This is a genomic window from Halorarum salinum, from assembly GCF_013402875.1.
GTDB classification, from domain to species: Archaea; Halobacteriota; Halobacteria; order Halobacteriales; family Haloferacaceae; genus Halorarum; species Halorarum salinum.
The window spans coordinates 3,830,031-3,843,911 of the sequence record NZ_CP058579.1 but is presented as its reverse complement, the minus strand read 5'-3'; the positions used below and the strand labels follow the sequence as shown (position 1 = coordinate 3,843,911).

Sequence of the window (13,881 nt, the reverse complement as noted above, 5' to 3'; positions counted from 1 at the left end):
TCAAAGAACGATAGCTCCACCGCTCTCTACGAAGAACATAGCGGGCGTACCGAGGGTTTCGTCTCGTCCTGAGCGAGAGCCCCCGAAAGCCCCCGCGGCTGTCGGCTCGGTGCGGCCGCTGCGCTCCTCGCCTCACTCGCTTCGCTCGTTCGGCTGCGGTGCTTGTCGGTCCGCGCCGTCGCCGATAGCCGCGGCCCCTTTCAGTCCCACCCACCGCACCCGCCCCGCCCACGTCCTCCCCAGCCGATTCGCTCGTCGCTCCGCTCCTCTCTCATCCCTCGCGCGCGTCCGCTCGCCCTTTGGGCTCGCCGTCACGCGCGCCACCGCAACCCGGTCGGTTCACACCGCGACACCGAGGGGTCTTTGCCCCGTCGTGGTCCATCCTCGGGCATGACTGACGGCGACGCGGATTCAGTCGGCCCCCTCGCGGACCGCGAGTGGCGGCTGATCCGCGAGGAGGCCCGGCCAGGTCCGCTGAACATGGCACTCGACGAGGTCGCGGCCGAGACTGCGGCCGACGGCGGCCCGCGAACCGTCCGGGTGTACCGCTGGGAGCCGTCGTGCCTCTCGCTCGGCTACAACCAGGACCCCGAGACGGTCGACTGGGGCCACTGCGCCGACGCGGGCGTGGACGTGACGCGCCGTCAGACCGGCGGGGGCGGCATCTACCACGACTACTCGGGCGACGTCTCGTACTCCATCACCGCCCCGGCGGCCGAACTCCCCGGGTCGCTGCTGGAAGCGTACCACCTCCTCTGCGAACCGGTGCTGGACGCGTTCGCCCGGCTCGGCGTCGACGCCGACTACGTGAGCGAGGAGCGCGAGGCCATCCACCACCCCGCGTGCTACCTCCGGGGGCTCCACCCGGCCCACGACGTGCTCTCGGCGGGCGGCGGCGGTCGGAAGCTCTCCGGGAACGCCCAGTACCGCCGCGAGGACGCGGTCATCCAGCACGGCTCCGTGACCTACGAGGCGAAGGCGGGGGAGCACCTGGCCTGCTTCGCGGACCCGGGCGTGACCGACTCGCGCTTCGCGGAGCGGGTGGTCGGCATCGCGGAACTGACGGACGCGACGCGCGCGGACGCGGTCGCGGCGTTCGAGGACGCGCTCGCGGAGTGGGCCGACGCGGCGGCGGGCGAGTGGACGGACGCGGAACTCGCCCGCGCCGAGGAGATCGCCGAGGGGAAGTACCGGAGCGACGACTGGGTGCGGCGGGTTCCGGGCGAGCGATAGGGGAGCGCGGTCCCGTGTGAACCCGTGGCCACCGGTCCGCGCCTCCGCTTCCGAAGCGGCTTTTAGGACCCGCCTACCACCCGCTGGTATGACGGAACTTCGCGTCGGCGCACACGAGTCCATCGCGGGCGGGGTCTCCAACGCCGTCGACGACCTCCTCGAGGACGGGGGCAACTGCGGACAGATCTTCACCCACTCGCCGCAGGTCTGGAACCACGGCGAGATCGACGACGAGGAGGTCGAGCGCTTCCGGAAGTCGTCCGACGAGAACGACGTCGGCCCGTGGGTCATCCACTCGTCGTACCTCGTGAACCTCTGTACGCCGAAGGACGACCTCCGCCGGAAGTCGATCGAGTCCATGCAGAAGGAGGTCGACGCGGCCGACCGGCTCGGCGTCCCGTACGTGAACGTCCACCTCGGCGCCCACACCGGCGCGGGCGTGGAGGGCGGCCTCGACAACGCCGCCTCGGCGCTGGAGGAACTCGACGTCCCCAACGGCGTGACGGTGCTCGTCGAGTCCGACGCCGGTTCGGGCACCAAACTGGGCGGCGAGTTCGAGCACCTCGCGGGGGTGCTCGACCGCTGTGACCTGGACCTCGACGTCTGTCTCGACACGGCCCACGCGTTCGCGGCGGGCTACGACCTCTCGACCGCGGAGGGCGTCGAGGAGACGGTCGCGGAACTGGACGACGTCGTCGGCCTGGAGCACCTCAAGTACGTCCACCTGAACGACTCCAAGCACGCCTGCGGGACGCACAAGGACGAGCACGCCCACATCGGCGAGGGGCTCATCGGCGAGGAGGGAATGCGCGCGTTCCTCAACCACGAGGACCTGCGCTGCGTTCCGTTGGCCCTCGAGACGCCGACGGAGAACGGGAAGTCGTTCGCGTGGAACATCCAGCGCGTGAAGGAGCTGCGCGACTGATCGGTTTTCTTCGGGTCGGGTTTCGTCGTCGGTGTTGGTTCGGTCAGCACCGCGACTACCGTGGTGACGACCGCGGAAGCCCCCGGCTGTACCGTTGGTGGTAAACCGTTCGATCATACGGTTCGGAATGCCTCGAAAGCCCCCACAGGGCTCGACTCGGTGCGGCCGCTGCGCTCCTCGTCGGCCGGCCTGCGGCCTCCCTCCTGCGGTGCTTGTCGGTCCGCGCCGTTTACGAGAGCGCAGCTCTCGTGAACGTCGTCGAGCCCTGCGGCCCCTTTCAGTCCCGCCCGGACCGCAGCCTCGCCCTCCCCAGCCTCCTGTGCTCCTCGCGTGCGCGACCGGAGGGAGCGCACGCTCCGGTGCTCGTCCTCGCACGAGCGGCCGCGCTGCGCCTGGCCGCCGCGCGCCACGTGGTTGGACCGGGACGTGCGCGAGGGACGAGTGAGCGGAGCGAGCGAGTCGGCTGGGGAGGGCGTGGCTGCGGTTTGCGGTGCGGGGTGGGACTGAAAGGGGTCGGCCGGGGCTTTCGAGGCGGTCGTCGCGACATCCGAAACGGTACCGGAGACGACATTTTGGGAACCGAGGGTTACGGACGCTTTCCAGGTCGTCCGATTAGCCACCGAGAACCCCTGCCTGGTCCCTCCGAAGCACGGCCACACATCGAACGAAAACCGGCCACGAACGCGGTACACCCGGAACTTGATACCGTCCACCAAACACACTAACACGAGATGTCGAGCCAGTCCTCCGACGCCGAATCCGATCGAGAAACGCCCGAACCGTACGAAGCCCTCCTCGACCGATACGGGCGGATCGCACGCCTCGAGAGCGGCGCCGGCGTCCTCTACTGGGACCAGCAGGTCACCATGCCCGAGGGCGGCACGCCGGCACGCGGCAAGCAACTCGCCGCGCTCTCGGCGACCACCCACGAGAAGCTGACGAACGACGCGATGGCCGAGGCCATCGCCGACGCGGAGGACGCCGACCTCACCGACGAGCGGGCGGCGAACGTCCGCGAGATACGCCGGCGGCACGACCGCAACCGGAGCGTCCCCGAGTCGCTCGTCGAGGAACTGACCGAGCACATCTCCAGCAGCCAGCGGGTCTGGCAGGAGGCGAAGGCCGAGGACGACTTCGACCGCTTCGCGCCCGCGCTGGGGGCGCTCAGGGACCTGCAGGTCCGGCGCGCGGAGGCGATCGACCCCGACCGGCCCGCCTACGAGGTGATGTACGAGGACGGCGAGCCGTACCTCCCGCTCGACCGGATGGCCGCGATCTTCGAGGAGCTGAAGGACGCGCTCGTGCCGCTCATCGAGCGGATCGAGGCCGAGGGGGAGGACCTCCCGTCGCCGTTCGTGGCGGCCGGCCCGCATCCCGACGGGGACCAGCGTGCGCTCTCGGACGCCGTGCTGGACCTGCTCGGCTACCCCGAGGAGCACGGCCGCCTCGACGAGTCGGCGCACCCGTTCACCTCCGGCAACCAGTACGACGCGCGCATCACGACCCGGTTCAAGCCCGAGGACCCGATGGACGCGCTCACGGCGACCGTCCACGAGTTCGGGCACGCGAGCTACGAACTCGGGTTGCCGAGGGATCGGTTCGGCGAGCCGCTGGGCGCGTCGCTCTCCAGCGGCGTCCACGAGAGCCAGTCGCGCTTCTGGGAGAACCACGTGGCGCGGACGAAGCCGTTCTGGGAGGGGTTCCTCCCGACGGCGAAAGGGCACCTCGACGGCATCGACGACGTGACCGCCGAGGAGGCCTACGCCGCGGTGAACCGCATCTACCCGGACAACCTGATCCGCGTCGAGGCGGACGAGCTCACCTACCACCTCCACATCGTCCTCCGCTGTGAACTCGACCGGGCGTTCGTCGAGGGCGACCTCTCGGTGGACGAACTGCCGGCGGCGTGGAACCGGAAGATGGAGGAGTACCTCGGCGTGGTCCCGGACGCCGACGCGGAGGGGGTCCTCCAGGACATCCACTGGTCGAGCCGGTTCGCGGCGTTCCAGGGGTACACCATCGGCTCCGTGCTGGCCGCCCAACTCGACCACGCGATGCGGCGGGACGTCGACGACGTGGACGCGAAGATCCGCGCGGGCGAGTTCGAGCCGCTGTGGGACTGGATGACCGAGAACGTCCACTCGCACGGCCGGCGCTACCCGACCGACGAACTCGTCGAGGAGGCCACCGGCGAGCCGCTGACCGCCGAGTACTTCGTCGACTACGTCGAGGCGAAGTTCGGCGACCTGTACGGGCTGTAGCACCGTTGACCACCCGTGCCCCGGTCGGGCCGACCCGACCGGCGTCGGCCGCACCGCCACCTCACCGAAACCGCACGAAGGGAACGATTACCCCTCGTCGTGCAGCGGTTTTTCGAGTCGCATAGCGCCCCAATAGCTAAATACTGGTATGACATAGCGTAGCATGTATGGCGTCGGCCCCGAACACCGACGACGACCTGTTCGACAGATTCCTGACCGCCCGCGGCCACGACACCGAGCGAGCCGAGTGGGAGGAGTCGTACAACAAGAAGCAGTGTCCGGACTGTGGGGGCCTCCACGGGGCGGACGCGGTAACGTGTTCGGTGTGCGGCTGGCGACCCGATCCCTGAGGGGTCGACCGCCCGCTCGACCCGTTCTGCCCGCCGTTTCCCCGCCGAGCGGAAGCCACGGCGCTTATGGGGTGGCAGGGCCAGTACGTGGACGATGAGCGACCCCACGGTGACCCGACTGTTCGGCGGTCCGGGCAGCGGGAAGACGACTGCGCTGCTCGACCGCGTCGAGACCATCATCGAGGAGGACGACGCGGAGGTCCGCGACATCCTCGTGGTCTCGTACACTCGGGCGGCCGCGGCGGAGATCCGCGAACGACTCGCCGAGCGACTGGACACGACGCCCCGGCACCTCCAGGGCAACGTGTGCACCATGCACGCGAAGGCGTACGAACTGCTGAACCTCTCGCGGGGCGACGTCGTCTCGGACTCCGACAAGGAGGAGTTCTGCGAGGAGTACGGCGTCGAGTTCGAGGACGAGTACTCTGGCGCCGGACGGCGGACCGCCCGCTCGACGACGCTCGGGAACAAGGTGATCGCCACCTCCCAGTGGCTCCAGCGCACGAACCGCGAGGTCGCCGACTGGTACGACGTCCCGTTCCAGTGGGACGTCGAGGAGGTGCGGCTCCCCCCGGACATCGACCCGAACGCCCAGGAGGGGAACAAGTACACCCCGACCTGGCCCGGCGACGACGACCGACTCGACGTGCCCAACGCCATCCGCGCCTGGCGAACGTACAAGGGCGAACACGACCTCACCGGCTTCGCCGACATGCTCGAGCGCGTGAAGCAGCGCTCGCTGCTGCCGAACGTCGACTACCTCGTCATCGACGAGTTCCAGGACATCACCACCCTCCAGTACGAGGTGTACGAGGAGTGGCGCCCGCACATGGAGACCGTCCTCATCGCGGGCGACGACGACCAGGTCGTCTACGCCTGGCAGGGCGCGGACCCCGACCTGCTGCTCGACACCCACGTCGACCACGATCAGGTGCTTCCCAACTCCTACCGGCTCCCCTCCCGGATCCTCAACGTCGTCAACCGCGAGATCCGACACATCGATAAGCGCCAGGAGAAGGACCTGAAACCCCGCAAGGAGGGCGGCTCGGTGGAGGCCATCGAGTCGCCGTCGATGCTCGATCTGGTGCGGAACGTCCGCCACACCGTCCAGCGTACCGACGAGACGATCATGGTGCTGTTCCGGGCGCGCTACCAGATGTTCCAGTTCATCGACGAGTTCATCACCGAGGGCATCCCCTTCTCGTGTCTCACCGACCAGCGGATGTGGACCGACCGACTCACCGACTACGTCCGCGCGATCGAGGCGATCGAGGCGGACGAGCCGCTCTCGGTGCTGGAGGCCCGCCGGCTCGCCGACATCCTCCAGGACTCGGCGTTCGGCTCGAACGAGCGCGACGACCTCTACGACTTCCTCGACGACGCCGAGGAGACCGCCGACGAGGACGACCTCGCGGAGATCCCGCTCTCGCCGAAGGACGTGACCGACTTCGTCCCGTTCATGCCCGACGGCGTGAGCGCGGCCGACATGGCCCGGAAGATTACCTCCTTCCAGCGGAAGTCCGTGAAGGCGTACTTCGCGGGCGACTACGAGGGGATGGACCCCAGCCGGGTCCGGCTCGGCACCATCCACTCCGCGAAGGGTCGCGAGGCCGACCACGTGTTCGTCAACACCGACCTGACCGAGAAGGTGGTCGAGCAGATGGCCGCCCAGGTCCGCCAGGAGGGAATCGAGGTCCCCGGACTGGCGCCCGACGAGGAGTTCACGAAGACGACGAACCCGGTGCCCATCCTCACGGACAACGAGCGACGCGTCTTCTACGTCGGGATGTCGCGCGCCCGCGAGCGGCTCGTCCTGATGGAGAACCTCGTCAAGGGCGCCCCGACGCTCCCCATCAGCGTCGTGCTGTACAACGAACTCCACGAGCAGCCCGCCGACGAACTCGTCGAGGACGTCATCGCGGAGCTGGACGCCCCCGAGCCGGAAGCCTGAGCCGTGCGCGACGCGGACGATCCGACCGGGTCGGCGGATGCGGCCGACGACGCGGACGCGACCGGTCCGACCGGCCGCGACTCCCCGCTCTCCACCGACTACGGGTTCCTCGAAGCGGAACTCCGCCGCCGCAACGCCGAGGCGTTCGTCCACGTCGGCGACCGCTTCGACGACGACCTCCGGTACCTGACGCGCTTCTCGGGTCCCGACCGCGGCTACGCGTTCGTCCTTCGGCGGGGGACCGCGACGCTCTGTGCGCCCGCGCCGTTCGACGGGCAGGCGGAGCGGGAGTTCCCCGGCGACGCCGTCGAAACTGCGACGCAGGGAGACCCCGCCGGACGCAGGGCGGCCGCGGTCCTCGAGGCGGCGGACGCGGCGGACGGCGGGACCGTGCTCGTCCCGCAACACGTCCCACACGACGCCGCGGTCTACCTCCAGCAGGCGGGATACGACCTGGAATCGACCGACGCGGTGACGACGGCCCGGCGGGTCAAGGCCGACGCGGAGGTCGACCGGCTGCGCCGGGTCCAGCGCGCCGCCGTCCGCGGAATGGAGAGGGCGGAGGAGGTGCTGTACGAGGCGCACGCCGAGGGGGACGAGGTGGTCTGGAACGGCGGGCCCCTCTCCACCGAGCGGCTGCGCCGACAGGTGAACGGGGTCCTCGCGGCCCACGGCGTGCGGGACGCGGGCAACACCGTCGTCGGCTGCGGGCCGACGGCCGCGGACCTCCACTTCACCGGGCTGGACGCGATCCGACCCGGAGAGACGGTCCTGCTCGACGTCTCGCCGCGCGGGCCGGACGGCTACTACGGCGATCTCACCAGGACCTTCGCGGTCGATCCGGAGGGCGGCTGGGAGCGACGCGCGTACGTCGCCGTCGAGGCCGCCCGGGAGGCCGCGCTCGGGGAACTGGCGGCGGGCGTCCCCGCCTCGACCGTCCACGAGGAGACCGCCGCGGAGCTGGCGGCGTACGGCTTCAGGGTCGACTCGGACGAGGTCGGGTTCGTCCACTCGACGGGCCACGGCGTCGGCCTCTCGCTGCACGAGGGGCCGTCGCTCCCGGCGGACGCGGAACTCGAGGCGGGGAACGTCGTCACGATCGAACCGGGCGTCTACGATCCCGAGCGGGGGGGCGTCAGGCTCGAGGACCTCGCGCTGGTCACCGACGACGGGTACGAACTGCTCGGCGAGTACCCGTTCGGGCTGGTGCCGCGGGAACGCTAGGGCTCGGGTTCGGCGACCGCGTCGTCGTCGAGTTCGTCGTCGGCGTCGCCCGCTCGCTCGACGTCAGTTCCCGCCTCGGCCTCCGTCCTGACCGCGGCGCCGACGGCCTTCTCGGCGGCCTTGCCGGGGATGTCGCTCGGCGTCGTCAGCCGCTGCGGGAGATACACCATCAGCGCGGCGACGACGAGGAACGCCGCGCCGACGAGCGCCTCGCCGCCCGCCGCCCGCTGGAGGCCGTAGAGCGCGACCGGGAGCGCGAACACGAGGCTCGCGGCGAGCCCCAGTTGGTCGAGGATGCCGAGTGCCACGCCGGGCGGTACGGAGCGGGGGGAGAAAACTTCCGCGCCTTCCGGCGCCGGCCGCCGCCGTCACGGGGTCGGAACGCTTTCCACTTCCGGGGCGGAAGACGGGAGCATGTTCACCGGCATCGTCGAGACGACGGGGGAGGTCCTCGGCCGCGAGGCGACCGACGACGGGGTGCGCCTCCGCGTCGGCGTCGAGGGGTTCGACGACCTCCACCACGGCCAGTCGATCAGCGTGAGCGGCGTCTGTCTCACGGTCGAGGCGTTCGACGACGGGTGGTTCGAGACGTTCCTCGCGGCCGAGACGGTCGGGAGGACGTATCTCGGGGAGCTCCGGGCGGGCGACGCGGTGAACCTCGAGCGCGCGCTCGCCGCGGACGGGCGCTTCGACGGCCACGTCGTGCAGGGCCACGTCGACACGACGACCCGGGTGACCGGGATCGAGGAGGTCGGCGAGGACTGGCGGTTCTCGTTCGCGCTGCCGCCCGCGTACGCGAAGTACGTCGTCGACAAGGGGTCGGTGACGCTCGACGGCGTCTCGCTCACCGTCGCCGAGCGCCGTCCCGACGAGTTCGACGTCGCGGTCATCCCGGCGACGTACGACCTGACGAACCTCTCGGAGAAGGAACCGGGCGACCCGGTCCACCTCGAGGTGGACGTGGTCGCGAAGTACGTCGAGAACATGCTGGAGGGGTACGCGGAGTCGGTTTCGCCGGGGCTGGACGATCTGACCGCGGAGTAGCCGCCGGAGCCCCCGGGGGTGCGGTGGCGCGTGCCGGCTGGGGCGACTCACTGCCGGATCGGCAGGTCCGGGCGCTTGTCGACCTCGACCCACCCGACGTCGATCGCCTGCTCGCTCGCCTCGGCGCTCGCGATCCGAGCGACGAAGACGTGGTCGGCACAGGCTTCGTCCGGCGACCCTGGCGTGAGTCCCCGCTTGGGACGGGTCCCGTGCTCGCCGACGATGAAGTCGACCCGGTCCAGGTCGACCGAGTAGAAGAGCTGGAACAGTTCGGCGTCGCCGTCCCCGACCGAACCCACGCGAACGCGTTCCTCGCCCCGCCCGTCCTCACGGACGCCGTACACCTCGCCCGACTCGATCCGGTAGCCGACGTACGCGACGTCGGGGCGGCCCCAGAGCAACTCGACGGTCGCCTGCTGGACGGCCCGGACGTTCGCGTAGCACCGCCACACGCAGTTCGTCCACCCGCCGAGCACGGGGTTGGGCGCGCCCGGGAACCCCCGGACCTTCGCGACGCTCGCCTCCTGCTCTCTCGCCGTCGACTCCCCGACGCCCGTGCCCGCCACCGTCGCCGCGGTGGCCGAGCTCGGGGCAGTCGACAGGCGGACGCCGCGCTCGTGGAGGTCGACGGACGCACCGTCCGTCGCCCGCGTCCGTAGCCCGTCGAGCGAATCGAAGTGGGTCTGCCACCGGAGCCGCCGCCGCGGCGTTCGGAGGGACGTGTCGTCGGGCGACTGGGCGGTCCGCCCGCGGGGACCGATCACGAACGCCTCCCGGGTGCCCGAACCGGCGTACGGGGCCTCCAGTCGCGCCTCGCCGCCGGGGTACAGGTAGAGCCGGCCGTACGGCGTGTACGAGCCGTCCCACCGGAGCCGGTGGATCCACGGGACGTAGACGTGGCACATCCCGTAGGCGCGCTGTTCGCGCATCCGATCGAAGAAGGGGTTCGGATGGCTGCCGTGGTTGTTGGCCGTGTTGCTGTCGTGGTGGCAGTGACCGAACAGGGAGCAGACCACGTTGTCGTACCGACCGAGCAGCCGCCCGACGGGCTCCTCACCGACCGCGTGGTCGTACGCTTCCCCGTTTCCGACCGACAACGGGACGTGGGTGAGGACGACGACCGGTTTCCGGGTGGTCCGGAGCAGCCGCTTCAGCCACGGGAGCTCCTGGGGGTGGAACCGCGGGTCGAGGCTTCCGGTCTCCGAGTACCCGTTGTTCAACACGACGACGTCGGCGGTCCGCGTCTCTACCCTGTACCACGTCTCCTCGTGGTCGGTGATCCCCCATGGCTCGTAGGACCACGTCGCCCCCCAGCGCTTCGCGTCGTGGTACTCGTGGTTCCCCCACACGGGGTGGGTCGGCGCGTCGATCCCGTCCTCGACGAGCGCCCGGAACTCCCGGATCAGCCGCCGGGACCCCGCTCTCGTCCCGTGTTCGTGCGTCATGTCCCCCATGAAGAAGACGTGGTCCGGGCCCCACTCGTTCATCCCCTCGACGAACGCCTCGAGTTTCCGCCCCGTCCGGTCGCGGCTCACCGACCCGAGGCCGGGGATGCCGCCGGGGTAGTGGACGTCGCCGAGGAGGCCGATCCGGACCGGAGCGGCGACCCGCTCCCACCCCGTCCCGGTCCCGACGTACCGGTCGCCGCTGCCCGTCGCCGTGTACGTGTGACCGATCGCCGGTTCGACGTCGGCCTTGGCCGGCTCCGGCCCGTACCACTCGGTGTCGACGGCGGTCGCGGCCCGGGAAGGCCCGGGTGGCGTCCGTTCGACGGTGGCATCGTCGGCGCCGTCGCCGCCGGCGGCCGACAGCGATCCTGCGACCGCGCCGGTCAACTGGAGGTACTCGCGACGCGATACCGGCCACTTGTCGCCACGCTCCGCCCCGGGTCGGGGTCCCATACCGACACCACCGGCATCGATCCCTTCAACGGTTTTCCACGGTTTCAGACGGTTGGAACAGGTATCGACCGCCATACGTCGCCGATACGTACCAGGTGCCTACCGGAAACCGACGGGCGGTGCCGGACGGGCGGAACGCCGCCCAGCGGGGTCGGTCGACCGCCCAGCGGGACCGATCGGTCGCCCGACGTGGCAGATGCCGCGTACACTCTTTTGGTCCACGCCGTGGTTCCTCCCGCATGAGCGGTCGCGTCCGTCCCGCGGTCGGCGCGGGGCTGCTCCTCGTCGTGATTCTGGTGGCCGCGACCGCCGCGCTCGTCCCGCCCCCGGGCGTGGACACGTCGCCGTCGGACGAGGACGGACCACCGTCCGACGGGACCGAACCGCCGCCGGACGCGGACCGCGGGTCGGAGACGGTGCGGACGATCTCCGGATGCACGACCATCTCCGAACCCGGCACGTACCGGCTCACGAGGGACATCGCGGACGCCGACAGGGGTCGCAACTTCACGTTCATCTCCGAGGCCTGCATTCGGATCGAGGCCAGCGACGTCCGTCTCGACGGCGACGGCCACACCGTCGAGGGCTTCGGCGTGAGCGACACGACGGCCATCCGGGTCGCCGGGTCAGACGAACTCGAGGACGTGACCGTTGCGGACCTCTCGGTCACCGAGTGGAATCGGGCGGTCTACGTCCACGACGCGGCCAACGTGACGATACGCGGCGTCAACTCGACCGGGAACACCTACGGGTTCTTCCTCGAGGACGCCCGAAACGGCACGATCAGGGACTCGACCGCCTCGACCGGCTTCGTCGGCGTGTACCTCGACGACGCAGGCTCCACGACGCTCGCGAACGTCACGTTCGGACCAAACCACGCCGACGACGTCGTCCGGGAAGGGGGAGCCACACGACACCCCGACGAGAGCGTCGACGCCCTTGCCCGGGTCGGCGCCGTCGCTACCCCTGCCGTGCGCTCTCCGCCCACTCGGGCCACTCCTGCCGTTTCTCCCCGTGGAACTCGGGGTCGCCCGACATCGCCTTGATGGCACGGGCGTCCTCGCGGCTCCACACCGCCCCGTCCTCGTGGAACAGGCCGTTGAGGACCCCCTTCCGCCGCTGCGAGCGGTTGAACGCCGGTTTCACCATCAGCGACCAGAAGAAGTTGCCGAACCCCGCCTCGTGGATGTGTGGCGCCATCGAGGCGTAGTTCGGGACCCGCTCGTCCTCGGCGGGCGCGGCGTGCGAGCCCCGGCCCGAGCGGATGCGCTGCCACTCGGTCAACCACACCGGCGCTTCCATCGATCGTTCGACGATGGAAACCTGCCGGAGCGCGTCCCTGAACTTCGTCGCGTCGATGGGGAAGTTGTAGTGGAACTGCAGGACGTCACACCCCGCCTCGTAGTAGTCGACGTTGTTGATCATGCTCGTCGACCCCACGGTCAGCGGGACGCTCCCCTCGCGCCGGTCGAGCGCCTCGAGCACGGCGCGGGTGAACGCCGGCTTGCCCTCGAACCACCCCGGTTCGTTCATCACCTCGATGCCGAGCAGCCGCTCGTCGTCCCCGTGGCGGTCCATCACCCAGTTCGCGAACCGCTTCGGCTCGTCCCACCGGTCCCGGTTCCGGATGATCGAGGGCCCCGGCGAGGCGACCGACGTCGCGGTTTGCGGGTCCGTGTCCGTGAGGTTGTCCTCGGTCGGTCGACTTCCGATCCCCTCGAACAGGATCAACAGCACGCGCATCCCCTCGTCGGCGGCCGTCGAGAGGAGATGCTCCAGTTTCGCCGCGCAGTCGCGGGGTTCCCGGTTCCAGTACTCGTAGTTCACCCAGGTGCGGATCGCGTTCAGGTTCACCCGGTTCGCGTAACCGAAGTCGCGCTCTACGACCTCGCGGTCGTAGTCGCTCCACATCTGGTAGGTGTTGAACGCTCGCGCCGGGAGGTAGATGGCGCCCCGGACGTCGAGCGGCGGAGGGGGGCACCGCCGGGACCCAGTGCTCACAGCCTGCGGCGACCGCCCGTCGTTGCAGCCCCATCCGTTCGGTGGGGGGGTCTCGGATCCCCTCGCCGGATCGCTCGGCGAGCCCTCCGCGGTCGACGCGTATCCGCCGCCGAGGGCGGCGGAGAGGCCCATCGACACCACCGAACGGCGCGAGAACCGCTCCATTCCCTCGAACCATCGTCCGCCGCGAGGAAAAGCCTATCTCGGGTACTCCGTCCCGTGCCCTCGGGACGCCGGCCGCGTCGCTCGCGGTGTGAGTCCGTCGGAAGACGCCAGGACAGGGATTTGAACCCTGGATCCCAAGGGGAACACGCTTTCCAGGCGTGCGCCTTACCACTCGGCCATCCTGGCTCGCATCGGAAAATACCGGCGTCGCAGTTTTAAGCCTGTCCCTTCCCCGTCAGGCGGTGTTCGACCCGGTGGGCGACGACCGCGACGAGCCCGCCCAGCGCCGCCGCCACCCCGAGGAGCCCGAGGAAGCCGACCGGCAACGGCACCGACAGCAGCACCGCGCCCTGGGCGAGCACGAGGAACGTCAGCGCGCCGATCGCGCCCCAGAGGAGCGCCGACTTCCCGCGCGGCGTCACTCCAGCGCGACGACCGCCTCGATCTCCACGCCGACGCCCTTCGGGAGCGCGCCGGCCTGCACCGCCGATCGCGCCGGCGGTTCGTCCTCGAAGTACGTCGCGTACGTCTCGTTCATCTCCTCGAAGTCGTCGATGTCCGCGAGGAACACCGTCGTCTTCAGCACGTCCGAGGCGTCGGCGCCCTCGGCCTCGACGATGGCGATGACGTTGTCCAGCGCCTGCTCGGTCTGCTCCGCGATGGGGGCGTCGTCCAGCAGTTCGCCGTCCGTCGTGAGCGGGATCTGCCCCGCGGTGAACATGACGTCGCCGTTCGTCGTCGCCTGGCTGTACGCGCCGACCGCCGCGGGCGCCTCGTCGGTGGAGACCACGCGCTTCATACCCCCAGTGGAACCGCACGGCCCTTA

At 70.2% G+C, this 13,881-nt stretch carries 13 protein-coding genes and 1 tRNA gene; 8 read left to right on the top strand and 6 right to left on the bottom strand.

Annotated elements, in window-relative coordinates; genetic code table 11:
- Positions 1 to 390: 390 nt before the first annotated feature.
- From HUG12_RS19440 to HUG12_RS19415, 6 genes are all read left to right on the top strand, one after another.
- Positions 391 to 1,233 carry a lipoate--protein ligase family protein gene (locus HUG12_RS19440; RefSeq protein WP_179270361.1) on the top strand — a complete coding sequence of 281 codons (843 nt, stop codon included), beginning with the start codon at positions 391 to 393 and terminating at the stop codon, positions 1,231 to 1,233.
- Between the two features lie 88 nt (positions 1,234 to 1,321).
- Positions 1,322 to 2,158: a deoxyribonuclease IV gene (locus HUG12_RS19435; protein WP_179270360.1), complete on the top strand. Its 837-nt coding sequence runs from the start codon at positions 1,322 to 1,324 to the stop codon at positions 2,156 to 2,158.
- 731 nt (positions 2,159 to 2,889) lie between these two features.
- Complete coding sequence (locus HUG12_RS19430; RefSeq protein ID WP_179270359.1) at positions 2,890 to 4,419, top strand: carboxypeptidase M32; 1,530 nt, start codon at positions 2,890 to 2,892, stop codon at positions 4,417 to 4,419.
- 167 nt (positions 4,420 to 4,586) lie between these two features.
- Positions 4,587 to 4,769 (top strand): HVO_0416 family zinc finger protein, encoded by a 183-nt coding sequence (locus tag HUG12_RS19425; protein WP_179270358.1) that lies wholly within the window; start codon positions 4,587 to 4,589, stop codon positions 4,767 to 4,769.
- Positions 4,770 to 4,863: 94 nt separating this feature from the next.
- On the top strand, positions 4,864 to 6,720 hold the full coding sequence (locus HUG12_RS19420; protein ID WP_179270357.1) for a UvrD-helicase domain-containing protein: 1,857 nt from the start codon (positions 4,864 to 4,866) through the stop codon (positions 6,718 to 6,720).
- A 3-nt stretch (positions 6,721 to 6,723) separates the two neighbouring features.
- Positions 6,724 to 7,944 carry a M24 family metallopeptidase gene (locus HUG12_RS19415; protein WP_179270356.1) on the top strand — a complete coding sequence of 407 codons (1,221 nt, stop codon included), beginning with the start codon at positions 6,724 to 6,726 and terminating at the stop codon, positions 7,942 to 7,944.
- Here HUG12_RS19415 and HUG12_RS19410 read toward each other — a convergent pair.
- Positions 7,941 to 8,252: a DUF7533 family protein gene (locus tag HUG12_RS19410; protein WP_321169617.1), complete on the bottom strand. Its 312-nt coding sequence runs from the start codon at positions 8,250 to 8,252 to the stop codon at positions 7,941 to 7,943. The genes HUG12_RS19415 and HUG12_RS19410 overlap by 4 nt on opposite strands.
- Positions 8,253 to 8,358: 106 nt before the next feature.
- On the opposite strand from HUG12_RS19410, the gene HUG12_RS19405 reads away from it, so the two are divergent.
- Positions 8,359 to 8,988 carry a riboflavin synthase gene (locus HUG12_RS19405; RefSeq protein WP_179270355.1) on the top strand — a complete coding sequence of 210 codons (630 nt, stop codon included), beginning with the start codon at positions 8,359 to 8,361 and terminating at the stop codon, positions 8,986 to 8,988.
- Between the two features lie 47 nt (positions 8,989 to 9,035).
- Here the strand turns inward: HUG12_RS19405 and HUG12_RS19400 are convergent, their stop codons facing one another.
- A complete protein-coding gene (locus HUG12_RS19400) occupies positions 9,036 to 10,889 on the bottom strand; it encodes a metallophosphoesterase family protein (RefSeq protein WP_179270354.1) in 1,854 nt (617 codons plus the stop codon).
- Positions 10,890 to 11,128: 239 nt separating this feature from the next.
- Here HUG12_RS19400 and HUG12_RS19395 point away from each other — a divergent pair, with 239 nt between their 5' ends.
- Positions 11,129 to 11,935, top strand: coding sequence for a right-handed parallel beta-helix repeat-containing protein (locus HUG12_RS19395; protein ID WP_179270353.1), 807 nt, complete (start codon positions 11,129 to 11,131; stop codon positions 11,933 to 11,935).
- Here HUG12_RS19395 and HUG12_RS19390 read toward each other — a convergent pair.
- The 4 genes from HUG12_RS19390 to HUG12_RS19375 all read right to left on the bottom strand — a co-directional run bounded on the left by HUG12_RS19390 (position 11,850) and on the right by HUG12_RS19375 (position 13,854).
- Positions 11,850 to 13,055: a glycoside hydrolase 5 family protein gene (locus HUG12_RS19390; protein WP_218836361.1), complete on the bottom strand. Its 1,206-nt coding sequence runs from the start codon at positions 13,053 to 13,055 to the stop codon at positions 11,850 to 11,852. The two genes, HUG12_RS19395 and HUG12_RS19390, sit on opposite strands and share 86 nt — an antisense overlap.
- Positions 13,056 to 13,160: 105 nt before the next feature.
- Positions 13,161 to 13,241 (bottom strand) — tRNA-Ser (locus HUG12_RS19385).
- Positions 13,242 to 13,270: 29 nt separating this feature from the next.
- On the bottom strand, positions 13,271 to 13,477 hold the full coding sequence (locus HUG12_RS19380) for a hypothetical protein (protein WP_179270352.1): 207 nt from the start codon (positions 13,475 to 13,477) through the stop codon (positions 13,271 to 13,273).
- A complete protein-coding gene (locus HUG12_RS19375; protein ID WP_179270351.1) occupies positions 13,474 to 13,854 on the bottom strand; it encodes a Rid family detoxifying hydrolase in 381 nt (126 codons plus the stop codon). Before HUG12_RS19375 ends, HUG12_RS19380 begins: the two co-directional genes overlap by 4 nt.
- Positions 13,855 to 13,881 lie beyond the last annotated feature (27 nt).

What these genes read in the sequence shown, in the direction of transcription:
- HUG12_RS19440 (WP_179270361.1), top strand. Translation starts at nt 391, where the DNA reads ATGACTGACGGCGACGCGGATTCAGTCGGCCCCCTCGCGGACCGCGAG.
- HUG12_RS19435 (WP_179270360.1), top strand. Translation starts at nt 1,322, where the DNA reads ATGACGGAACTTCGCGTCGGCGCACACGAGTCCATCGCGGGCGGGGTC.
- HUG12_RS19430 (WP_179270359.1), top strand. Translation starts at nt 2,890, where the DNA reads ATGTCGAGCCAGTCCTCCGACGCCGAATCCGATCGAGAAACGCCCGAA.
- HUG12_RS19425 (WP_179270358.1), top strand. Translation starts at nt 4,587, where the DNA reads ATGGCGTCGGCCCCGAACACCGACGACGACCTGTTCGACAGATTCCTG.
- HUG12_RS19420 (WP_179270357.1), top strand. Translation starts at nt 4,864, where the DNA reads ATGAGCGACCCCACGGTGACCCGACTGTTCGGCGGTCCGGGCAGCGGG.
- HUG12_RS19405 (WP_179270355.1), top strand. Translation starts at nt 8,359, where the DNA reads ATGTTCACCGGCATCGTCGAGACGACGGGGGAGGTCCTCGGCCGCGAG.
- HUG12_RS19400 (WP_179270354.1), bottom strand. Translation starts at nt 10,889, where the DNA reads ATGGGACCCCGACCCGGGGCGGAGCGTGGCGACAAGTGGCCGGTATCG.
- HUG12_RS19395 (WP_179270353.1), top strand. Translation starts at nt 11,129, where the DNA reads ATGAGCGGTCGCGTCCGTCCCGCGGTCGGCGCGGGGCTGCTCCTCGTC.
- HUG12_RS19390 (WP_218836361.1), bottom strand. Translation starts at nt 13,055, where the DNA reads ATGGAGCGGTTCTCGCGCCGTTCGGTGGTGTCGATGGGCCTCTCCGCC.
- HUG12_RS19375 (WP_179270351.1), bottom strand. Translation starts at nt 13,854, where the DNA reads ATGAAGCGCGTGGTCTCCACCGACGAGGCGCCCGCGGCGGTCGGCGCG.